Genomic DNA, 21,050 nt, shown 5'->3' with positions numbered 1-21,050 from the left:
ATATCGGAATACCCCAAAGGGGGTATTAGCGAGTAAAAGTGGCTACAGAAAGAAATGCCGGAGCAACACCACCGACGCCTCGAACGCCATGTTCCGGCCGCGGTTTTCCGGATCGCCGATGATCAGGTGCAACGAGCCAAGCCGGTGCCTGAGATCAACCTCCACCACAGCCAGGCCCAGCGGGGTATCGTCTGGCCGGCGCAGGATCGTCATCAGATTGCGCTTTAGATTGTCGAAGCTGGCGACATAGACACGAAAGGCCTCGAGCCCCATCGCCTTCTGCGGTGCGTTCAGGGCTTCCATGACCGCCGGATCAGTCAACCACTCCGCGATCTCACTCGTAACCTCGGATGGCCTGAGCGTGCGGATCCGAACCTTGTCGCTCCAGCGGTCGACAAAGACCGGCCTCAACCTCTGAGCGGCAAGCGGCGTGATGAGCGGTGCGGGAGAGGGCGTCGCGCCCGGCTTCGGCATTTTCGGCATCGGCTACTCATGCCGAAAGCAACAGGCTGCGGTCAAGGGCTGCGGTCGAGATCAGGATTTCGATCGCCCAGGCTAACGGGTCTTCCGTCCTGCCACCAGCTTCCGGCCCAGCGCCCGGCGCTGAGCCAATAGAAGATGCCGCCGACCATGCCGCCGCCGATCACCGCCATAATCGGGTTAGTGCCGGTGACCGCGAAGGTGGTGTCACCGGCGTGGTCGACGAGGCCGAGGAAGACGGCCGCGACCACGGCGCCGGCCAGCGCATCAGCCAGTCGCGCCGGCCGAGGATTTCGGCAACCAGGATGACGATCACCGCCGGCATGAAGGCAAAGTAGGCGACGAACAGGGCGACGAAGGGAATTGAGAAATACAGCGAAGCCGTCGCTGTCGGGTGCGTGTGGTCCGGCGCATAGCCGTGCGACGCCAGGAACAGGATGTTGAGGAAGGCGCTCGCCGCCAGCGCGGCGACGGCGTAGCCGAACAGGATGATGGCAAAGCGGACGATGTAGGCGACGAGACGGTTCATCGCGGACCCCGCGGCATGAGGTGACCGGACTTGCGTCCAGCCACAAGCCAATAGACCGAACCGGCGGCGGTGCCGGCCGTGGCCAGAAACCCGAGAAAGCCCGGATTGAAAACAAACCCACCGGCCGAGCCCGGGATAAAAACGCCAAACGCGATGGACGTGATCGCACCCGTGACCGCGAAATAGAACCATCCTCGCAGGCAGAGCCGCTCGGCGAGGAAGATCGCGGGCCCAACGATCAGCAGCGCGCAGACCGCCACGGTCAGTACGGCGAGCGGGAAGGAACCCAGCCAGTCGAATGCGAAGACCATGGACCAGTTGTCGTCCTCGATCCCTGCCAGAAGGGCGATAAGCAGCACGGGCACCAGGATCGAGGTCAGCACGGCGGCGACATAACCGACCGCTATCATGGCGATACGCTTGAGCCCGGCGACGAGACGGCTCACGCCTCGCCGTGCCCCGCAATCATCATGGCTTCCAGCACCAGCCGGTCGACCTTGCGCATGCGCTCGGATTCCGACTTGAGCTGGCCGCAGGCGGCCAGGATGTCGCGGCCGCGCGGCGTGCGGATCGGCGAGGCATAGCCGGCATTGTTGATGTAGTCGGCGAACTTCTCGATCGTTTCCCAGTCCGAGCACTGGTAGTTGGTGCCCGGCCACGGGTTGAACGGGATCAGGTTGATCTTCGCCGGGACGCCCTTGAGCAGCTTGATCAGCGCCTTGGCATCCTCGAGCGAATCGTTGACGTCCTTCAGCATCACATATTCGAAGGTGATGCGTTTGGCGTTCGACAGGCCGGGATAGGCACGGCAGGCGGCAATCAGCTCCTTGAGCGGATACTTCTTGTTGATCGGCACAAGAAGATCGCGCAGATCGTCATTGGTGGCGTGCAGCGAGATCGCCAGCATGACGCCGATCTCCTCGCCGGTCCGGAAGATTTCGGGCACGACGCCGGAGGTCGACAGCGTGATGCGTCTTTTTGACAAGGAAAGCCCGTCGCCGTCGGAGGCGATCAACAGCGCCTTCTTCACCGCCTCGAAATTATAGAGCGGCTCGCCCATGCCCATCATGACGATGTTGGACACCTTGCGGCCCTCGGCCGGCACGATGGCGCCATCGGGCGTGTCGCGGTCGGGAAAATCGCCGAGCCGGTCGCGCGCGGTGAGCAATTGGGCGAGGATTTCTTCCGCCGTCAGGTTGCGCACCAGCTTCTGCGTGCCGGTGTGGCAGAACGAGCAGGTCAGCGTGCAGCCAACCTGCGAGGAGATGCAAAGCGTGCCGCGGCCTTCCTCGGGAATGTAGACGGTCTCGATCTCGACCGGCCGGCCGGCGCCGCGCGGCGGGAAACGGAACAGCCACTTTCGCGTGCCATCGGAAGAGATCTGTTCCTCGACGATCTCGGGCCGGGCTACGGTGAAATGCTTGTCCAGTTCGGCGCGCAAATCCTTGGAGATGTTGAACATGCCGGCGAAGTCGGAAACGCCGCGCACATACATCCAGTGCCAGAGCTGCTGGGCGCGCATTTTTGCCTGGCGTTCTGGCACGGCGCCGGACGCGACGAGGGCCTGCGCCAGCTCGGACCGCGTCAGGCCGATCAGGGACGGCTTTTCGGAGGGCATGGCGCGGGCGCGCAACGCGTCACGGGCACCGTCGGCGGTGAGGTCAAGCGAAAGGGTCATGGTTGCACTGATATAAGCGGTTTGCGGCCGATTTCATCCATCGTGCCGGACATCAAGCGCGGCGCATAGCACAGGTTGAGCGCGGAGTCATGCGCGGGCGAAGCGACCGGCTCGTCATGCGGAACCGCCAAGATCTTCTCCACCGCGTCGCTGCCAGCGCTCCGGTCACATGTTCGTGTTGAGGTAACAGCAGGCCCCGCGGCCGCGAAGGCTGAAAGGGGCAACTGTGCTCCGGAAAAATGGGAGTTCGTGGAATGCACTCGATCAAGCTTGTTTTTATTGCCGGCCTTGTCGGCCTGTCCGCCTCGCAGGCTTTTGCCGAAGACGCCATGGGCACGATGACGATGATGAAGGCCGGACAAGTGACGGCGATCATGCCGGACGGCCATATGGGCACCATGACGCCGGACGCAAAGATGAGCGGCGAAATGATGAAGATGGCGAAGCCTATCAAACGCTGCATGATGATGATGACCGACGCCAAAGGCAAAGCCTACATGATCGATACGTCGACCAAGAAGGCACAGGCCGAATGTGAGAAGATGGCCATGTAGTCGTGCCACCGCCCCGCCGGCGAGAGCTGGCGGGGTCCGGCGCCAGCCTCTCGTGGCTTTGGCTCGAGCAAACACGCGACAACCGGTCAGACGCGCGGTCGCGACCTCACCTCACTTGATCGGTGTCTGTGCCAGGTGACCATGGGCTTTTAGCCGAGCTGAACCCAGTCCGTGGCCTCCAGCACATAGGGAGCGAACAGGAAATCCCGGATCCCGATGATCCTGTTTTCCGACCAGTCGACCAGAACAAAATGCGCGGGTCTGTCCATCGGGCCGGTGCTGTCGAAGACCAGCATGGCCGGTTGTCCTTCGACCGCGCCAAGGGCGAACCGCCATTTCGTCACTTCCGCATAGCGCGTGAAATAGGGAACAATCCTGTCGCGCCCTGCCAGGTGCAGCCGGTTCACAAGTTCGAGCTTCACATCGTCGGCGAGCATGGCGCGGATGGCGTCGAAATCGCCGCCACGAAACAGATCGACGAAGGCGGCGATCTTGCGCCGGTCCGTGCCCGACATCAGCGGCAGCCTGGTGTCCTCCGGCGCCTGGGCAAGTTGGCGCAGCGCGACGCGGCCGCGCTGAAGCGCCGATTTGGCGGCGGCTGCAGAGCACTCGGCAATGCCTGCGATCTCCTCGATCGAATGCCCCAGAACATCCCTTAGGATCACCGCGCAGCGCTGAAGTTCAGGCAGTCGCAGAAAGGTCTGAAAGCTGATCGCGACGATATCCGCCTCGGGCATGGGCGCGGCCTCGATGTTTTCGGTAAGCGGAACCACGGTGTTGCGGGAACTCTCGCGCAAAAAATCCAGGCTCGCATTGTGGGCGATGCGAAACAGCCAGCCCTCGAGATTGTCCACCTCGGCGCCCTGGGCTCGCGCGTGCAGGGCCTTGACGAGGGCATCCTGAAGGACATCCTCGCCAGTGATCGCCGACCCCGTCATGCGCGCGCAATAGCGATGAAGGCGCGGCCGCAGCGCTTTCAGCCGATCCTCGAATTCTTCCGTATTCATCGGTGGAGACCCACGGTGCTCCCGGGCTTTGCTCCGCCACGGACTGGATGCCGATGTCGAGAATTTTCGACAAGGGCCGCCGGTTGTGACAGGAATGGCGAGTGGCTGCTTTTCAATGTGGGTAATTGTCTTGCCGTCGATGGCGCCGTCAACCGTCGCGATGTAGCGGACAGGAGACGGCTCAAACTTCCGTGGTGTCAAAAACGAACATTTGAACGCCTGATTCATCAGGCGCATAAAGCCGCCGATCCGCCCCAGCGGCCTGTCCCTCCGGGCTTGCGAAGCCTTTTTTCATCGCGTCAAGATCGTCAAAATACACCGTCGCGATCAGGTGAACATCGGGCGGTCCGGCTATCACCATGACAGGTCCGCTGCTGATCTCATATTTCCTGAGGCCCGGGATTTTCTTGGCCAGAGGTATGTGCGTCTCGAAATAATGCCTTTCGAACGCATCGACGTGAGCCGGCTTCCTGTAGACGACGACCATCTTGGCCATTGCGGTTCTCCTTTCGCCGATTTCGTGATGGTTGCTTGCTCGCACGTCCGGCCGTCACCGGGTCTCGCTCAACACCGTCGATCCCACGATCGAGTCCAGGCTCGCCAGCTCGATGATCTTCGGAAAATAGACTTTCATGCGCGGGTCGCCGCGCATCGCCTCTATGGCCGCGGGTGACTCCCATTCGGAGTAGATGACGACGCCGGCACCGTCCGCCGCCGCGACCAGCTTGGTCGCCTTCCAGCCCGGGAGTGTGCGGATCACCGTGTCGGTGTTCTGTTTCAGGAGCGCGATCAGCGCATCCTGCTTGCCGGGTTTGACCTTCAGCAGATTGACCAGAATAACGGATTTGTCGGACATGGCGTGTCTCCTTCTGTTTCGGACGCAGCAAGGACGATCCGCAGGATGGAAACGGATCGCGACACAAAAGATTTTTAAAAGATCGTCCCGAAGCGGGCGCTTGCCTGGTCTTGCGACGCCGGCTGCGGCGACCTGACGCAGCGCTCATGCGGTCCGTTACCGACGACTCTTCGCGAGGCCCTTCCTTACGGGGAAGAAGGAAGAATCGCTCCCTATGCAGGACTGGCCCCGCAGGTCGCGGCTGTGTTAGGTCGGAACCACCCTTCCAGAGGACAGACATGGCCGGCACATCGCGAAAATATCCCATGCTGCGGCGGTCGCGGGCGATGTTGGGCTCGCGGCGCGTGTGGCAGCCGCGCCTGGTGTTCTGGGCCGGCGCGGTGTCGATCGGCGTCATCAGCGTGCTGTTCGCGGTGCTGGCCGACAAGGCGCAGGAACTTTTCCATGTCATGATCGGCGCCGATGGTGGCTGGCGCTTCTACCTGCCGCTCGTGATCACGCCGCTGGGCTTCGTGCTGAGCGCGTGGCTTGCCTACGCTTTCTTCCCCGGATCGCAAGGCAGCGGCATTCCGCAAGCGATCGCCGCGCGCCATTTGCGCGACGAGGAGGATCGAGAGCATCTCCTGTCGCTTCGGCTGGCAGCGGGAAAGATCGCACTCACCATCGTCGGCCTGTTCTGTGGTGCCTCGATCGGCCGCGAGGGCCCGACCGTGCAGGTCGGGGCGTCGCTGATGCTGCAGGCGGCGCGCTGGGGCGGCATGGCGCAGGCGCGCGGCCTGATCCTGGCCGGCTCGGCCGCCGGCATCGCCGCCGCCTTCAACACGCCGCTGGCCGGCATCGTCTTCGCCATTGAGGAAATGGGCCGGACTTATGAATCGCGCACCAACGGGCTGGTGCTGACGGCGGTCATCCTGGCCGGCATCGCCTCGCTCGGCCTGCTTGGCAACTACACCTATTTCGGTGTGTCAAAGGACACGATCTCGTTCGCCGCCGATTGGCCGCTGGTGATCGCCTGCGGCGTCATTGGCGGCGGTTTTGGCGCGCTGTTTTCCTTGCTGGCCCTGAAGACGACGCGGCGGATCCGGCGCTGGCACACGCAGCAGCCCTTGCGGCGCGCGCTGCTGGTGGCCGCCGCATGCGGACTTGCCGTGGCGGCAATCGGCATTGCGTCGGGCGGGCTCACCTTCGGCACCGGCTACGCACAGGCGCGCGGCGCCGTCGAGGGCACGCCGCTGCCATGGTTCTTTTTTGCCGAAAAGTTCCTGGCCGGGCTGCTGTCGATGGTTTCGGGCATTCCCGGCGGCATCTTCGCGCCTTCGCTGGCGGTCGGCGCCGGCATTGGCAGTTCGCTCGGCCTGTTGTTCGGCGCCAGCACGGGCGCGGCGGCGCTGCTCGGCATGGCAGGCTATTTCGCCGGCGTCGTGCAGGCGCCGATGACGGCCTTCGTCATCATCCTGGAGATGACCGGCAATCACGACAATGTCATCGCGCTGATGCTGGCCTCGATGCTGGGCTACGGCATGGCGCGCATGATCTCGCACGAGCCGCTCTACCACGCGCTGTCGCGGGTGTTCATCGCCGAGGCGATCCGGCGGCGGCGGGCGGAAGCCGCGCCGGTTTCCGGGGGCTGAGAGACATATGCAAAGCAAAAGGCCGAGCTTGCGGCCCGGCCTTCGGTTTCAAACGCGGCTTTTGCTTACTTGCACTTGTTACTTGCACTTGGCGATCGACGACAGCGCAGCCGAAATGCCCTTCAGTGAGAAGACATAGGAGGTGGGGTTGCCGCGGCCGGACTTCGCCGTCACCTTCATGTCGGTGCCGGTCTTCATGGCGGCGATCAGCACCGGTTCCTCGGCGGCGTTCTCGACCCAGGCCGACTTGCCGCGCGTGAACATCGAGAAGGACTTCTTGTCGATGGTGACGGTAGCCTTGGAGCCTTCCTGGAAATTGTAGCCGGCAATGAACTGCGGTTCGTAGGACACCTGCTGGCCGGGCCGCTGACTGACGAAGAAGAACATGTCGCCGTGGTCGAGCGTCGGCGGCTGCTTGTCGGTCGGCACGGTGAGCACGTAGCAGACCTTGCCCCCCGATGCCTGGTAGCTGTAGGTGCCCCAGGCATTGTGCTGGCCGATCTTGGTCGCCTGCTGCGCCAGTGCCGGCGCTGCAAAGGCCACCAGGACCAGGCTCGAAACTATAGCTGTCAATCCGCGCATCGTCTTTCCCGTATTCCAAATGGTGCGGAGGCGGGCCGCCTTGCGTCCTGCCGTCGCTTCATTTTGATTTAATCTGGGTTACCAAACGGTGAACTTCCTTTGAGAAAAGGACCCACACCCCCAGGAAACCGCCGCCATTTCCGCACCGCCGCCTTGTCAGCTGCCGGCACGGCGTCCCTTTGGCGACTTGGAGGCCACGAAAGCGGCAAGAGTTTGACTTTTCAAGCCAGGTCCGGCAGCCACCCTGACTTCCGGGACACGTGACGAATTTCTCTCCAGCCGCTAAGATGCCCGCTTTCATTTCCGAGGCGCTCGGCCTGGGCGCCCTCATTGGTAGCGTATGGGAGATTTCAGTCATGGCCATATCCGGGACAGTCCTGATCCTGGTGGGTGGCACTGTTGTCCTGTTGGTCGTGTTCGGCATTCGTGTTGCCATCCGGGCGGTGGCCGGTGGCGCCGCGGCGGCGCCGCGATCCGGTGATCGGGAGGCTGCAGGCGGATCGGGCGCGCCCGACGTGGCGGGGGTCATCACGCTGCCACCTTTGATCTTTCTCGGCTTCCTGGCGGCGGCAGCGGTCCTCGAGGCTGTCATCCCCCTCCCGGTCCTGGCCGCGCCGTCGCTCACCCGCTATCTGGGCGGGGCCGTGCTCGCGGCGTGCGGCTTCGTTATCATCTTCATGGCGGCGGGGCGCTTTCGCGCCGCTGGCACCAATATTCCGCCGACACTGCCGACGACGGCGCTGGTCATCGACGGCATCTACCGGCGGACCAGGAACCCATTTTATCTGGGAGCGACCCTCGTCTATTTGGGCCTGGGCGTCGCGGCGGGAAGTTTTTGGGTCATCGGGCTGATCGTCCCGTTGCTGTGGGTGATCAATACCGGCGTCATCGCGCGGGAAGAGCGCTATCTAGAGCGGAAATTCGGCGATGCGTATCGTGCCTACAAGGCGCGGGTGCGGCGGTGGGTTTGACCGGCCGCGGAGCAGAGCCTCGTCCACGCCTTACACCGCGCCGGCTCAGCTCCTATCGGCGATGGCATCCTTGGCGGCCTGGCGATGCGCCGGCGTGATATGGGCGCTGACGGCGGTGATCGCGGCGGTCAGCACGGCGATGTCGTCGGTGAAGCCGAGCCCGACGATGAAGTCCGGGATCAGGTCCACCGGCAGGACGAAATAGCCGAGCGCCGCCACCAATATGCCCTTGGCGCGCAGCGGCGTGTTCTTGTCCATGGCGCAGTAATAGGCCGCGACGACGTCCTCCATGAACGGGATCTGCCGTGCGGCTTTCTTGGCCGTGCGCCAGAACTTCTCGCGCACTTCGCCTTCGCCGCCGAGCTTGTCGCCAAAGCCGAAGAAATCAAAACCGGATTCTTGCGCCATCAACCTCTCCTTGCCGGCCAATACGCTTCCTGGCGCATGTCCGCGCGGGAAGATGTGGTGAAAGCCCAACCCCCCTGCAAGATGCCGGCGTCAATTTGGCTGTCTCGCCGGATCGCGGACAGGAAGCGAAGCTGTTCAGCCGCCGGCGAAGCGGTTCATCTTCTTTGCCAGCTCGATGTCCAGCGCGGTCACGCCGCCGGCATCATGGGTATTCAAGGTCACGTCGACGGTCTTGTAGACATTCGACCAGTCTGGATGATGATCCATCTTCTCGGCCGCCAGCGCGACGCGGGTCATAAAGGCGAAAGCTTCGGAGAAATTGCCGAAGACGAAGCTGCGCTTGATCGAGGCGCCGTCAGAGGCCAGCGCCCAGCCGGCGAGCCCGGCCAGGGCTTCGGTGATGGCATCCTTGGACAGTTTTTCTCTCGTCATGTTCGGTTCCCATGCTATTTGCAAAAACGACCCTCACCATACTGCATGTCGCCCAAAAGTGCGTTGCGGTTTTGGGAAAACGACATGCACAAAGCAGGCATGTCGCCCAAAAGTGCGTTGCGGTTTTGGGAAAGCGACCTGGATAGAACGCCTGGGATCGATGAGCGCAAAGCCCATAAAATCCATTCTCTTCGTCTGCCTCGGCAATATCTGCCGCTCACCGTTGGCCGAGGGCGTCTTTCAGGCCGTGTGGGCGGAGCGCCGCGGGATATGTTGCTCGATTCGGCCGCGACCAGTGGCTGGGAGGTCGGCTCTGCGCCCGATCCGCGCGCGATGGCGATCGCGGCGCATCACGGCATCGACATTTCCGGGCAGCGGGCGCGCAAGATCATGCCGCAGGATTTTCATTGCTTCGACCTGATCCTCGGCATGGACCATTCGAATGTCGCCGACCTCAGGGCACTGGCGCCCGCCGCCATGCGCGACCGGGTGCATCTGTTCCTCGAGTGTTCCTCGAGTTTGCACAAGGCAAGGCGCGCAACGTGCCGGATCCCTACTATGACGGGCAGGAGGCCTTCGCCGAGGTCTACCGCATGATCCGCGAGGCATCGGAGGCATTGGCGACGCGGCTGGCGGCGCGGGCATCGCCGCCCGACAATGGCCAGGCCTCCTCGACGATGTAGGGGCCGCCACCGACCGAATCGCGCGACGACATCAGGACGAAGCGGCTGATGCGGAACGGCAGCGTCGAGAAATTGCCGCGCGCCGAGAGATATTGGGCGACATCCAGCGGGCTTGAATTGCGCAAGCGCGCCAGTGTCACATGCGGCATGAACTTGCGCGGATCGGCGGGAATGCCGAGCCGCTGGCAGATGCGCTCGATCTCGCCCTGGAGGGCGTTGAGATCGGGCGAGGGGACGGCGCCGGCCCACACGGCATGCGGCTTCTTCTGGCCGAAGGCACCGACGCCGGACAAGGTCAGCGAGAAGGAGGGGCGATGGACCCGGTCGAGCGCATTGGCGATCTCGTCGGCGACATGGCCCTGGACATCGCCAATGAAGCGCAGCGTCAAATGGTAGTTTTCGACATCGATCCAGCGGGCCCCGGGCAAGCCGCCCCGGAGCAGGGACAGCGAAAGGGCAGCATCACGCGGAATTTCGAGGGCGGTGAAAAGACGCGGCATGAAGAGCCTCCCTTCCTCGAATCGAACTGTCACCCATAGCGAATCATCGATAGTCAAACGGAGCAAGAGGTATATTGGTCACAGGCTTTGCTAAAAGTTTCCCTAAGGGAAGGCAGTTTTCTCGGTTTTCATGCACCTCCCGGCGCCGCCGTGATGGCCTTCTCGACCGTCGGCAGGATGCGCTCGACCATCAGGTCGACCCCCTTTGCGTTCGGATGCAGGCCGTCCTCGAGCTGCAAAGCGGGCTGGCCGGCGACACCGTCGAGGAAGAACGGGTAGAGCGGGACATCGTATTTCTTCGCCAGGTCCGGAAAGACGGCGTCGAAGGCGCTTTGGTAATCCGCGCCGAGATTGGGCGCGGCGCGCATGCCGGCGAGCAGCACGGCAATCTTGCGCTGTTTCAGCTTGCCCAGCATCTCGTCGAGGTTCTTCCTGGTGATGTCGGGCGAGATGCCGCGCAGCATGTCGTTGGCGCCGAGTTCGAGGACGACCAGTTGCGTGCCGTCCGGCACCGACCAGTCGAGCCGCGCCAGCCCGCCGCTCGACGTATCGCCGGAGACACCGGCATTGGCAACGGAGACGTCATGGCCCTTGGCGCGTAGCGCTGTCTGCAGCTTGTCGGTAAATCCATCGCCGGGTCCGAGGCCGAAACCCGCCATCAGGCTGTCACCGAAGCCGACGATCTTGAATGGCTCGGCCCGCGCCGACGAAATGGCGCCGCAAATGGCAAGGAAAAGGATCAGGCCTGCGGCAAATCGGCGTTTGAAAGACATGCGTCAGGCCCCATATGACCAAGAGACTCTTTCGGGCGACGGCTTCCGGTAAGCAAAGCCCTCATCCTCCATATAGGACGCTTTCATTTTGACAGAAGCGGTCATCGCGCTGAAAGACGTATCGCTGACGCTCGGCGAAGGCGCTTCGTCGGTCCATGTACTGAAAGGCGTCAGCCTCGAGGTGGCGCATGGCGAGGCGACCGGCATCGTTGGCCCTTCGGGCTCCGGCAAGTCGACTCTCCTGATGGTGATGGCGGGTCTGGAAAGGGTCGATTCGGGCACGATACGAATCGCTGGCGAGCTCCTCAACGGCAGGAGCGAGGATCAGGTCGCTTCGTTTCGTGGCCGAAACATTGGCATTGTGTTCCAGTCCTTCCATCTTATCCCTAACATGACGGCGTTGGAAAACGTCGCCGTGCCACTGGAGCTGGCTGGCCATGCCGATCCGTTTTCGGTGGCGGAACGGGAACTGGCGGCGGTGGGCCTGAGCGACCGCATCACCCATTACCCCGGCGAACTGTCGGGCGGCGAACAGCAACGCGTGGCGATCGCCCGGGCGCTGGCGCCTTCCCCACGCATCCTCATCGCCGACGAGCCGACCGGCAATCTCGACCAGGCGACGGGGCGGCAGGTCGCCGACCTTCTATTCGCCAAGGCGGCCGAACGTGGCATGACGCTGGTGTTGGTCACCCATGATCCGGCGCTGGCGGCGCGCTGCTCGCGCCAGGTTTCGATGCGCTCCGGGCGGATCGAGGCGTCGGCGCCGTTGAAGGTCACCGCCTGATGCCATTGGCGCGGACGTTGAAGCTTGCCGTCCGCTTCTCGCTGCGCGAGATGCGCGGCGGCCTGTCCGGCTTCCTGATCTTCCTCGCCTGCATCGCACTCGGCGTCGCGGCGATCGGCGGCGTCAATTCGGTGGCCCGCTCGATCACCGTCGGCGTCGCCAACCAGGGGCAGACGCTGCTTGGTGGGGATCTCCGTTTCCAGATCAACCAACGCGACGCCAGCCCGGCGGAGCGCGGTTTCCTCGACGGGCTGGGTGTGGTCTCGCGCACCGCGAGCACGCGCTCGATGGCGCGGCTGGCCGACGGAACCGACCAGGCGCTGGTCGAGGCCAAGGCGGTCGACGATGCCTATCCGCTCTATGGCGCGCTGGAAACCGAACCGAAGCTGACGAAGCAGGAACTTTTCGGCGAAGAATTCGGCGTCTTTGGCGCAGTCGCACCCGATCTGCTGTTCGAACGGCTGCATCTCAAGCCTGGTGACCGGCTGAAGCTTGGCACCGCCACCTTCGAACTGCGCGCCAGGCTGGTGACCGAGCCGGACGCCGTGTCCGACGGTTTCGGCTTCGCACCAAGGCTGATGATCTCGACCGAGGCCCTGGTGGCCACCGGGCTGGTCCAGCCGGGCAGCCTGGTCGAAAATGCCTACAAGGTCCGGCTGCCCGCCGATTCCGACGAGGCGCGGCTCAAGGCCATCCAGGACCAGGCCGCCAAGGATTTCCCCGAGGCCGGCTGGTCGATCCGCACCCGCAGCAACGCGGCACCCGCGCTGTCGTCGAACATCGAACGCTTTTCGCAATTCCTGACGCTGGTCGGGCTGACGGCGCTTGTTGTCGGCGGTGTCGGCGTCGCCAATGCGGTGCGCGCCTATCTCGACGGCAAGCGCGGCGTCATCGCCACCTTCAAGAGCCTGGGCGCTTCCGGCGGCTTCGTCTTTGCCGTCTATCTCGTGCAGATCCTGATCATCGCGGCACTCGGCATCGCCGCCGGCCTGGTGCTCGGGGCGCTGATGCCGTTCGTGGCAAGTGCCGCGCTGCAGTCCGTCATTCCGGTGCCGGCGCAAGGCGGCTTCTACCCCGGCGCGCTCGCCATGGCGGCGCTGTTCGGGCTGCTGGTGACGCTGGCCTTCGCGCTTTTGCCGCTCGGGCGCGCCCGCGACGTGCCGGCGACCGCGCTGTTCCGGGAGATGGGCCTGGAAGGCCGCGGCTTTCCGCACCCGATCTATGTCGCGTCGGCGATCGGCATCGCGCTGCTGCTGGCGGTGCTCGCCATCCTGTTCTCCGGCGACCGGCGCATCGCCTCGATCTTCGTCGGCGCCACCATCTTTGCCTTCCTGGTGCTGCGCCTGGTCGGCGGGCTGGTGCAATGGGCGGCAAGGAAAAGCCCGCGGGTGCGCTTCGTGGCGCTCCGGCTCGCCGTCGGCAACATCCACAGGCCAGGTGCGCTGACGCCGTCGGTGGTGCTGTCGCTGGGGCTTGGGCTGACGCTGCTGGTGACGCTGGCGCTGATCGACGGCAACCTGCGGCAGCAGATCTCCGGCAGCCTGCCGGAGCGGGCGCCGAACTTTTTCTTCGTCGATATCCAGGGCAGTGACGTCGACGCGTTCTCCACGCTGATCGGCAAGGAGGCGCCTCAGGGGACGCTGGTCAAGGTGCCGATGCTGCGCGGCCGGGTGATGGCGCTCAACGGCGTCGAGGTCGACAAGGTCAAGGTGCCGGCGGAAGGCGCGTGGGTGCTGAAAGGTGATCGCGGCCTGACCTATGACGCCAGGCAGCCGGAAAACGCGACGCTGACCGAGGGCAATTGGTGGCCGGACGATTATGCCGGCGAGCCGCTGGTCTCGTTTTCGGCGCGGGAGGGCAAGGAGATCGGGCTGAAACTCGGCGACACTGTCACCGTTAATGTGCTCGGCCGCAATGTCACGGCCAGGATCGCCAATTTCCGCCAGGTCGAATGGGAGACGATGGGCATCAATTTCGTCATGGTGTTCTCGCCCAACACCTTCGCCGGCGCGCCGCATGGCTGGATGGCGACGCTGACCGAAAAGAGCGCCACCACGGCCGACGATGCCCGCATCCTCAATGCCGTCACCCGGGCCTTCCCGGCGGTGACCACGGTGCGCGTCAAGGACGCGCTCGAAGTCGTCAACCGGCTGGTCGGCCAGCTCGGCACGGCGATCCGGGCGGCGGCCGGCGTGGCGCTGATCGCCTCGGTGCTGGTGCTGGCCGGCGCGCTCGCCGCCGGCAACCGGGCGCGCATCCACGATGCGGTGGTGCTGAAGACGCTGGGCGCCACCAGGAGAACGCTGATCACGGCATTCTCCCTGGAGTACATGCTAATCGGATTGGCCACGGCGGTATTCGCGCTGGCGGCCGGCGGCATCGCGGCCTGGTACATCGTCGCCCGCATCATGACATTGCCATCGCATTTCATGCCCGAGGTGGCGGTGGCGACCATCCTGTTTTCGCTCTTCATCACCGTCGGCATCGGCCTCGCCGGCACCTGGCGTGTGCTCGGCCACAAGGCGGCACCCGTGCTGCGCAATCTCTGATTCGCCGGTCGGAGCGCCCTGTCTCGGGTTAAATCTTGGTAAGAATGCCGCCTGAAGGCACTGATGGAGCTGGATTTCGTCCTCTCACGAACCGTTACACGCCGTTACGGTCTTGTTCTCGACGCGAATAACCATCATATTTCGCCACAGGCATGCTGGAGCCCCGCCAGCGGCGCCTGGGTTCGGCGGATGTATATCCGGCAGGCCCGACACCGGACGGGGCAGAAGCAATAGAGGACTACAATGGCTGATCCCATTCGCAATTATCAGACGCGCGCCGTGCCCGGCGCCGCTGTCGATATCGACCAGGGCCTGCGCGCCTACATGATCAAGGTCTACAATTTGATGGGGCTTGGTCTCCTCATCACCGGCCTTGCCGCCGTCGGCACGATCATGCTGGCGACCACGACCGATCCGGCCTCGGCTGTCGCCACGCTGCCGAGCGGCGAGATGCTGACCTCGTTCGGCTACGCGATCTTCGGTTCGCCGCTGCGCTGGGTGGTGATACTGGCGCCGCTTGCCGCCGTGTTCTTCCTGTCGTTCCGCGTCCAGTCGATGAGCGTTTCGGCGGCGCAGACCACATTCTGGGTCTATGCCGGCCTGGTCGGCCTGTCGCTGTCTTCGATCTTCCTGGTCTACACCACGGCAAGCATCTCGCAGACCTTCTTCGCCACCGCCGCGGCCTTCGGCGCGCTGTCGCTGTACGGTTACACGACCAAGCGCGACCTGACGGCGATGGGCTCGTTCCTGATCATGGGCGTGTTCGGCATCATCATCGCGTCGGTGATCAATATCTTCCTGCAGTCGTCGGCGCTGTCCTTCGCCGTTTCGGCGATCGGCGTGCTGGTCTTCGCCGGCCTCACCGCCTATGACACGCAGAACATCAAGGAGATGTATTTCGAAGGTGACGCTTCCGATGTCGCCGGCCGCAAGGCGATCATGGGCGCGTTGAGACTCTACCTCGACTTCATCAACCTGTTCATGTTCCTGCTGCAGTTCATGGGCGACCGCCGCTAAGGCTTCGTCCGCGGTCTCACTGGACCATCGACTTGCGGAAGGGCGGCCCAACGGCCGCCCTTTCCTTTTGTGCCGGTCTTTGCTGTTATTGAAGGCAGATGAAAGGCTTGCATAAAAAATGAGCATTATCGTGATTCGGCCGGCGACCGCGGCCGACCTCGACGCCGTCACCGAAATCTATGCCGACGCAGTAACCAACGGCACGGCGAGTTACGAGTTGGAGCCGCCCGGCCGCGCCGAGATGGGTGCGCGATTCGAAACGCTCGCGGCCGGCGGCTTCCCCTACCTGGTGGCGGAAAAAGCTGGCCTCGTGCTCGGCTATGCCTATGCCGGTCCCTTCCGGCCGCGCCCGGCCTATCGCTTCATCGTCGAGGATTCGGTCTATATCGCGCCCGATGCCAAGGGCCAGGGCGTCGGCCTCAAGCTGATGCAAAGCCTGATCGCGGCGGTCGAGGCAGCGGGCTTCCGCCAGATCGTTGCGGTGATCGGCGACGGCCATGCCGACAGCGCCTCGGTCAAGCTGCACGAAAAGCTCGGCTTCCGCCATTCAGGCCGCCTCGACGGTTCCGGCTACAAGCACGGGCGTTGGCTGGACACGGTGTTCATGCAATTGCCACTGAATGGTGGAGCGTCACTGCCGCCTGATCCGGCTTCCCTGCCGGAGCGTCGATTTCAGCAGCAGAAATAAGGGATTGAGTTCTTTACGCAATTCCGGACGCAAAAACCGCTGCGCACTTTTCCTGGAATTGCTCTAGGCCTGCACCAGCTTCAGCTTGCCATCGAAGACGCCGAGCACGCGGCCAAGCTCCTGGCCGCGTTTGAGGATGCGCCCGCCCGCCGCGATGACGGCGAAGGCACCCTGCTTGCGCGCCAGTTTCGGATTCTTGACGATCTGGAACAGCGGCACTTCGCTGGCGCGGCGGAAGACGGAAAACACGGCTCTGTCGGTCAAATGATCGATGGCGTAGTCGCGCCATTCATTGGCGGCGACCATGCGCCCGTAGAGCCTGAGGATCTGGTCCAGTTCCCGCCGGTCGAAGCGCACCGGCTGGTCGAGGCGGTCACGTCGCGCCTCGTGCAGCGGGATCAATATTGCGGATGCGTCACCATCCCCCGTCCCGCCGCTATCATCAGTCATGCCTCGATCCTTCAAAATGAATCTTTGCCAACCAAAGTTGGCCCCTTCGCGTTACAATTGCAAGAGCCGACGAGGAGAGGCGGGGGTGCGCCTTTTTGGACACGTCCAGTCACTTTTGTAATGCGTCCTGTTGGAATTGGTGATGCCTCGCCACATTTCTGCCTTTTTTTATCCGCGCTCATGCCCCAATGTCCGACGAATTTACCGGCGTTGCCTGAGACGGTTCGGTCCGGCACCGACTCGTAAACCCCAAGCCCCCCGCCCACGGGTCTGCGTCGGATCGAACCAACCTCGGTTTTTCTCTTGGAGAAATCGGGTGCGACGATCCCAAATACCTGAATGACCGGCGTCAGAAGCAAGCTGACGTCGGTTTTTTCATGCCTGCGGTTTGGCGTGCCAGCCGGTCTCCCGGACAGCTCAGACATCCTGTTGCAGTCAGCAAAGCAATTCCAGGAAATGTGAAACGGTCTTCCGTCCAGAATTGCGTTTGAAGAAGCGATAGGTTCAACGTTTTCGTGAACCGATGAACCGCTCGCTACGGCCGTCAGGGCTTGTGAATGAAGGCGGCACCCAGGATAGGCCCCGGCATGCCGTCCTTGCCGACGGACTGCAGCAGCACGGCGCAACCGCCCTTCTTGGAAACCTCGCTCAGCGGCAATTCATAGCGTTGCGCCTTGCCGTGCCACATGCCCGCCGTCTGGATGTCGGTGACTGCGTTCCAATAGGTCATCTTGCGGCCGGTGTTCTCGCCCTGGGCGATCTTGATCGTCTGCGGCGGCTCGAAATAGACGATGACGACATGGGCATCGCTGGGGCTGGCGCCGGCGTCGCCGGCGTCGATGATCACACGGTCGCTGGTCCGACTGACCTTGACAGGGACCCGAATGCCCTCGCCACCCCTGGCCATGCGGGCGAGCGCGCCATTGACCTCGCTGCGGTTGGCGCCGTTGACATGGATGCGGCCGTTGATGACCGCCTGTGGCGTATAAACGGACCGGCTGCCGAAGGCGCGCATGTAGTCATTCTGCCGCTCGGTGTTTTCCTTTTGGCTCAGCGTGTCCTTCCAGCCGAGATAGTCCCAATAGTCGACGTGATAGGCGAGCGCGACAATGTCTTCCTTATTGGCAAGTTCGGCGAAGAATGCGTCGGCTGGCGGACAGGAACTGCAGCCTTGGCTGGTGAACAGTTCGACCACGCCAAGCGGCTTGTCAGGCTGGGATTTTTCGGCCTGGACCCTCTCGGACTCGCCCGCGTGGCCTGAACCGGCAAACGCCGAGAAGGCCAGCGCAAGGGCTGCCAGCCACAGTGATCTTCGCCAGGCCATGACCATTCCAATTCCCGCCGGTGATGCCGGCTTTGTTCTGATTTGCGGAAATATGTGGCAGAAGCGCAAGTCAACGGGAAGTCACGTTGCGGTGAAATTTTTTGCATCGCAGCCGCAGATAAGGCGGCGATAGGAGCGGCACTGCATTTCACGACGCGGTTCGATTTGGGGGTGGCATCACCACCATGTGGCAAACTCTCCTGACCCCCGTCGATCTCTATTGTGGGGCGAACTGGTCAGGAACTTGGGCCAAGCCGCTAATGCTTTGGGCTGTCTGGCTTTTATTGCAGGGCAGTAGGGCAGTAGGGCAGTAGGGCAGTAGGGCAGTAGGGCAGTAGGGCAGTAGGGCAGTAGGGCAGTAGGTACTGTCTTCCCTACGCTCTTACTGTCCTACTGCCCTATTCCCTTGCTGCCTCAGGCGGCGAGGTCGCGCAGCACGTATTGCAGGATGCCGCCGTTCTTGAAGTAATCGAGCTCATCCAGCGTATCGATGCGGCAAACGATCGGCACGTTCTTCACCGTGCCGTCGCCATAGGTGACCTTGGCGTTCATCGTCTGGCGCGGCTTGATCGCATTCAGGCCGTCGATCTCGACGAGCTCGTCGCCCTTGAGGTTGAGCGACGCCCAGGAGGTGCCGTCCTCGAAGACGAAGGGGATGACGCCCATGCCGACCAGGTTCGAGCGATGGATGCGCTCGAAGGACTGGGCGATGACCGCGCGGACGCCAAGGAGATTCGTTCCCTTGGCCGCCCAGTCACGCGACGAGCCGTTGCCGTATTCGACGCCGGCGAAGATGACCAGCGGCACGCCTTCCTTCTTGTACTCCATCGCCGCGTCGTAGATCGATTCCTCTTCCTTCGACGGGTAGTGGATGGTGTAGCCGCCCTCGCGGCCATTCTCGCCCAGCATGTGGTTGCGGATGCGGATGTTGGCGAAGGTGCCGCGCATCATCACCTCATGATTGCCGCGCCGCGTGCCGTACTGGTTGAAGTCGGCGACGCCGACGCCATGGTCGGTGAGGTACTTTCCGGCCGGCGAGGCGGCCTTGATCGAACCCGCCGGCGAGATGTGGTCGGTGGTGATCTTGTCGCCGAACAGGCCTAGGATACGCGCGCCCTTGATATCGCCGATCTTGCCGAAGCCCGAAGTCATGCCGGCGAAATAGGGCGGGTTCTGCACATAGGTCGAATTGTCGTCCCAGGCATAGGTCTGGCCTTCCGGCGCCTTGACGTTCTGCCAGTATTCGTCGCCCTTGAAGACGTCGGCATATTTGCGGGCGAACAGCTCGCGGGTGACGTTCTTCTCGATGAACTCCTGGATCTCGGCCGAGCTTGGCCAGATGTCCTTGAGGTAGACCGGATTGCCGTTGCTGTCCTCGCCAAGCGGCTCTGACGTCAGGTCCTTGGTCACGGTGCCGGCGAGCGCATGCGCGACGACCAGCGGCGGCGAGGCGAGGTAGTTCGCCTGCACATCGGGCGAGACGCGGCCTTCGAAGTTGCGGTTGCCGGAAAGCACCGCGGCGGCGATCAAACCTTTATCGTTGATGGTCCTGGAGATCGGCGCCGGCAGCGGGCCGGAATTGCCGATGCAGGTGGTGCAGCCGAAGCCGACCAGGTTGAAGCCGATCTGGTCGAGTTCCTTCTGCAGGCCGGATTTCTCCAGATATTCCGCCACCACCTGGCTGCCGGGCGCCAGCGAGGTCTTCACCCACGGCTTCTGCTTGAGGCCAAGGCGATTGGCGTTGCGGGCGAGCAGGCCGGCGCCGATCAGCACGCTCGGGTTCGAGGTGTTGGTGCACGACGTGATGGCGGCGATGACAACGTCGCCATGGCCGAGATCATGATCGGTGCCTTCGACGGCGTAGCGCTTGGAAATTTCCGCCGCCTTCCTGTATTCGGTGTCCATCGCCTTGGCGAAGCCGGCCGGAATGCCTTCGAGCGCGACACGGCCTTCGGGGCGCTTGGGGCCGGCCATCGACGGCACGACGTCACCGAGATCAAGCTCGAGCAGGTCGGTGAAGACGGGGTCGGCGGAACCTGCTTCGCGCCACATGCCTTGCGCCTTGGAATAGGCCTCGACCAGTGCGATGCGGCTTTCCTCACGGCCGGACATTGTGAGGTAGCGAATGGTTTCCGAATCGACCGGGAAGAAACCGCAGGTGGCGCCGTATTCGGGCGCCATGTTGCCGATGGTGGCGCGGTCGGCCAGCGTCATGTTGGAGAGGCCGGGGCCGAAGAACTCGACGAACTTGCCGACGACGCCCTTCTTGCGCAGCATCTGAGTGACGGTGAGCACGAGGTCGGTGGCGGTGACGCCTTCCCTGAGCTTACCGGTGAGGCGGAAGCCGATCACTTCGGGCAACAGCATGGAAACGGGCTGGCCGAGCATGGCCGCCTCGGCCTCGATGCCGCCGACACCCCAGCCGAGCACGCCAAGGCCGTTGATCATGGTGGTGTGCGAATCGGTGCCGACGCAGGTGTCGGGATAGGCTGTCGTTTCGCCATCCTCGGTGTTGGTCCACACCACCTGGCCGAGATATTCGAGGTTGACCTGGTGGCAGATGCCGGTGCCGGGCGGCACGACGCGGAAATTGCGGAACGCCTGCTGGCCCCATTTCAGGAACTTGTAGCGTTCCTCGTTGCGCTCATATTCGAGCTCGACATTGCGGGCGAAGGCCATCGGCGTGCCGAACTCGTCGACGATGACGGAATGGTCGATGACGAGGTCGACCGGCACCAGCGGATTGATCTTCTGCGGGTCACCACCGAGCGAGGCCATGGCGTCGCGCATGGCGGCAAGGTCGACCACGGCCGGAACGCCGGTAAAATCCTGCATCAGCACGCGGGCCGGGCGATAGGCGATCTCGACGCCGGCGGTGCCCTTGTCGGTCAGCCAGCCGGCGACCGCCTGGATGCTGTCCTTGGTGACGGAGCGGCCATCCTCGTTGCGCAAGAGGTTCTCCAGCAGCACCTTCATCGAATAAGGCAGCTGGGCGATGCCCGTGAGACCGTTCTTCTCGGCCTCGACGAGATCGAAGTAGGCATACTCCGCCCCACCCGCGGTCAGCGTGCGGCGGCAATTGAAACTATCGAGGGATTTTGACACGTGCGATCCGTCCTTGTCTGTTCAGCCTGAAAGGGAACGGACGCCGATG

At 63.4% G+C, this 21,050-nt stretch carries 21 protein-coding genes and 2 pseudogenes; 8 read left to right on the top strand and 15 right to left on the bottom strand.

Features of this window, described 5'->3' with window-relative positions; all coding sequences use genetic code 11:
• Positions 1 to 42: 42 nt before the first annotated feature.
• From FJW03_RS23585 to rlmN, 4 genes and pseudogenes are all read right to left on the bottom strand, one after another.
• The gene (locus FJW03_RS23585) at positions 43 to 483 is read right to left on the bottom strand and encodes a GNAT family N-acetyltransferase (RefSeq protein ID WP_140766066.1); all 441 of its coding nucleotides are present in this window, start codon (positions 481 to 483) and stop codon (positions 43 to 45) included.
• Positions 484 to 515: 32 nt separating this feature from the next.
• Positions 516 to 1,009: pseudogene (locus tag FJW03_RS23580) on the bottom strand (hypothetical protein).
• The gene (locus FJW03_RS23575; RefSeq protein ID WP_140610212.1) at positions 1,006 to 1,455 is read right to left on the bottom strand and encodes a hypothetical protein; all 450 of its coding nucleotides are present in this window, start codon (positions 1,453 to 1,455) and stop codon (positions 1,006 to 1,008) included. The pseudogene FJW03_RS23580 and the gene FJW03_RS23575 overlap by 4 nt, the downstream one beginning before the upstream one ends.
• Positions 1,452 to 2,687 carry a 23S rRNA (adenine(2503)-C(2))-methyltransferase RlmN gene (gene rlmN, locus FJW03_RS23570; RefSeq protein WP_140766065.1) on the bottom strand — a complete coding sequence of 412 codons (1,236 nt, stop codon included), beginning with the start codon at positions 2,685 to 2,687 and terminating at the stop codon, positions 1,452 to 1,454. Before rlmN ends, FJW03_RS23575 begins: the two co-directional genes overlap by 4 nt.
• Positions 2,688 to 2,941: 254 nt before the next feature.
• On the opposite strand from rlmN, the gene FJW03_RS23565 reads away from it, so the two are divergent.
• Positions 2,942 to 3,241, top strand: a complete 300-nt coding sequence (locus FJW03_RS23565; protein WP_140766064.1) for a hypothetical protein — start codon at positions 2,942 to 2,944, stop codon at positions 3,239 to 3,241.
• A gap of 149 nt (positions 3,242 to 3,390) precedes the next feature.
• Here the strand turns inward: FJW03_RS23565 and FJW03_RS23560 are convergent, their stop codons facing one another.
• The 3 genes from FJW03_RS23560 to FJW03_RS23550 all read right to left on the bottom strand — a co-directional run bounded on the left by FJW03_RS23560 (position 3,391) and on the right by FJW03_RS23550 (position 5,104).
• A complete protein-coding gene (locus FJW03_RS23560; RefSeq protein ID WP_140766063.1) occupies positions 3,391 to 4,248 on the bottom strand; it encodes a sigma-70 family RNA polymerase sigma factor in 858 nt (285 codons plus the stop codon).
• A 181-nt stretch (positions 4,249 to 4,429) separates the two neighbouring features.
• Entirely contained in the window at positions 4,430 to 4,744 is a 315-nt protein-coding gene (locus tag FJW03_RS23555) for an EthD family reductase (RefSeq protein ID WP_140766062.1), read from the bottom strand.
• A gap of 54 nt (positions 4,745 to 4,798) precedes the next feature.
• Complete coding sequence (locus tag FJW03_RS23550; protein WP_140610207.1) at positions 4,799 to 5,104, bottom strand: putative quinol monooxygenase; 306 nt, start codon at positions 5,102 to 5,104, stop codon at positions 4,799 to 4,801.
• 278 nt (positions 5,105 to 5,382) lie between these two features.
• Between FJW03_RS23550 and FJW03_RS23545 the strand changes: the two genes are divergently transcribed.
• Complete coding sequence (locus FJW03_RS23545) at positions 5,383 to 6,735, top strand: chloride channel protein (protein WP_140610206.1); 1,353 nt, start codon at positions 5,383 to 5,385, stop codon at positions 6,733 to 6,735.
• A gap of 78 nt (positions 6,736 to 6,813) precedes the next feature.
• On the opposite strand, the gene FJW03_RS23540 is transcribed toward FJW03_RS23545, so the two are convergent.
• Positions 6,814 to 7,317 carry an invasion associated locus B family protein gene (locus tag FJW03_RS23540; RefSeq protein WP_140610205.1) on the bottom strand — a complete coding sequence of 168 codons (504 nt, stop codon included), beginning with the start codon at positions 7,315 to 7,317 and terminating at the stop codon, positions 6,814 to 6,816.
• A gap of 287 nt (positions 7,318 to 7,604) precedes the next feature.
• Here FJW03_RS23540 and FJW03_RS23535 point away from each other — a divergent pair, with 287 nt between their 5' ends.
• On the top strand, positions 7,605 to 8,288 hold the full coding sequence (locus FJW03_RS23535; protein ID WP_140766061.1) for a methyltransferase family protein: 684 nt from the start codon (positions 7,605 to 7,607) through the stop codon (positions 8,286 to 8,288).
• Positions 8,289 to 8,333: 45 nt separating this feature from the next.
• Here the strand turns inward: FJW03_RS23535 and FJW03_RS23530 are convergent, their stop codons facing one another.
• Together FJW03_RS23530 and FJW03_RS23525 are read right to left on the bottom strand one after the other, a co-directional pair.
• Positions 8,334 to 8,696: a YkvA family protein gene (locus FJW03_RS23530; protein ID WP_140610203.1), complete on the bottom strand. Its 363-nt coding sequence runs from the start codon at positions 8,694 to 8,696 to the stop codon at positions 8,334 to 8,336.
• Positions 8,697 to 8,831: 135 nt separating this feature from the next.
• The gene (locus tag FJW03_RS23525) at positions 8,832 to 9,128 is read right to left on the bottom strand and encodes a 4a-hydroxytetrahydrobiopterin dehydratase (protein ID WP_140766060.1); all 297 of its coding nucleotides are present in this window, start codon (positions 9,126 to 9,128) and stop codon (positions 8,832 to 8,834) included.
• Between the two features lie 160 nt (positions 9,129 to 9,288).
• Here FJW03_RS23525 and FJW03_RS23520 point away from each other — a divergent pair.
• Positions 9,289 to 9,811: pseudogene (locus tag FJW03_RS23520) on the top strand (low molecular weight protein-tyrosine-phosphatase).
• Here the strand turns inward: FJW03_RS23520 and thpR are convergent.
• Both thpR and FJW03_RS23510 read right to left on the bottom strand, forming a co-directional pair.
• On the bottom strand, positions 9,715 to 10,311 hold the full coding sequence (gene thpR, locus FJW03_RS23515) for an RNA 2',3'-cyclic phosphodiesterase (protein WP_140766059.1): 597 nt from the start codon (positions 10,309 to 10,311) through the stop codon (positions 9,715 to 9,717). The pseudogene FJW03_RS23520 and the gene thpR overlap by 97 nt on opposite strands.
• A 128-nt stretch (positions 10,312 to 10,439) precedes the next feature.
• Positions 10,440 to 11,084 carry an arylesterase gene (locus tag FJW03_RS23510; RefSeq protein ID WP_140610199.1) on the bottom strand — a complete coding sequence of 215 codons (645 nt, stop codon included), beginning with the start codon at positions 11,082 to 11,084 and terminating at the stop codon, positions 10,440 to 10,442.
• 88 nt (positions 11,085 to 11,172) lie between these two features.
• Between FJW03_RS23510 and FJW03_RS23505 the strand changes: the two genes are divergently transcribed.
• The 4 genes from FJW03_RS23505 (at position 11,173) to FJW03_RS23490 (ending at position 16,122) form a co-directional block, all read left to right on the top strand.
• Positions 11,173 to 11,868 (top strand): ABC transporter ATP-binding protein, encoded by a 696-nt coding sequence (locus FJW03_RS23505; RefSeq protein WP_140766058.1) that lies wholly within the window; start codon positions 11,173 to 11,175, stop codon positions 11,866 to 11,868.
• Positions 11,868 to 14,417 (top strand): ABC transporter permease, encoded by a 2,550-nt coding sequence (locus tag FJW03_RS23500; protein ID WP_140766057.1) that lies wholly within the window; start codon positions 11,868 to 11,870, stop codon positions 14,415 to 14,417. The genes FJW03_RS23505 and FJW03_RS23500 overlap by 1 nt, the downstream gene beginning before the upstream one ends.
• 243 nt (positions 14,418 to 14,660) lie before the next feature.
• Positions 14,661 to 15,434, top strand: coding sequence for a Bax inhibitor-1/YccA family protein (locus FJW03_RS23495; RefSeq protein ID WP_140695999.1), 774 nt, complete (start codon positions 14,661 to 14,663; stop codon positions 15,432 to 15,434).
• A gap of 118 nt (positions 15,435 to 15,552) precedes the next feature.
• Positions 15,553 to 16,122: a GNAT family N-acetyltransferase gene (locus FJW03_RS23490; RefSeq protein ID WP_140766056.1), complete on the top strand. Its 570-nt coding sequence runs from the start codon at positions 15,553 to 15,555 to the stop codon at positions 16,120 to 16,122.
• 63 nt (positions 16,123 to 16,185) lie between these two features.
• Here the strand turns inward: FJW03_RS23490 and FJW03_RS23485 are convergent, their stop codons facing one another.
• From FJW03_RS23485 to acnA, 3 genes are all read right to left on the bottom strand, one after another.
• Positions 16,186 to 16,572, bottom strand: coding sequence for a DUF2794 domain-containing protein (locus tag FJW03_RS23485; protein ID WP_140610194.1), 387 nt, complete (start codon positions 16,570 to 16,572; stop codon positions 16,186 to 16,188).
• Positions 16,573 to 17,116: 544 nt separating this feature from the next.
• Positions 17,117 to 17,902 carry a DUF1223 domain-containing protein gene (locus FJW03_RS23480; RefSeq protein ID WP_140766055.1) on the bottom strand — a complete coding sequence of 262 codons (786 nt, stop codon included), beginning with the start codon at positions 17,900 to 17,902 and terminating at the stop codon, positions 17,117 to 17,119.
• 408 nt (positions 17,903 to 18,310) lie between these two features.
• Positions 18,311 to 21,001, bottom strand: coding sequence for an aconitate hydratase AcnA (acnA, locus tag FJW03_RS23475; RefSeq protein WP_140766054.1), 2,691 nt, complete (start codon positions 20,999 to 21,001; stop codon positions 18,311 to 18,313).
• Positions 21,002 to 21,050: the final 49 nt, after the last annotated feature.

This window comes from Mesorhizobium sp. B4-1-4, assembly GCF_006439395.2.
GTDB lineage: Bacteria > Pseudomonadota > Alphaproteobacteria > Rhizobiales > Rhizobiaceae > Mesorhizobium.
The sequence above is the reverse complement of the archived record's forward strand: the minus strand, read 5'-3'. Positions and strand labels throughout refer to the sequence as shown.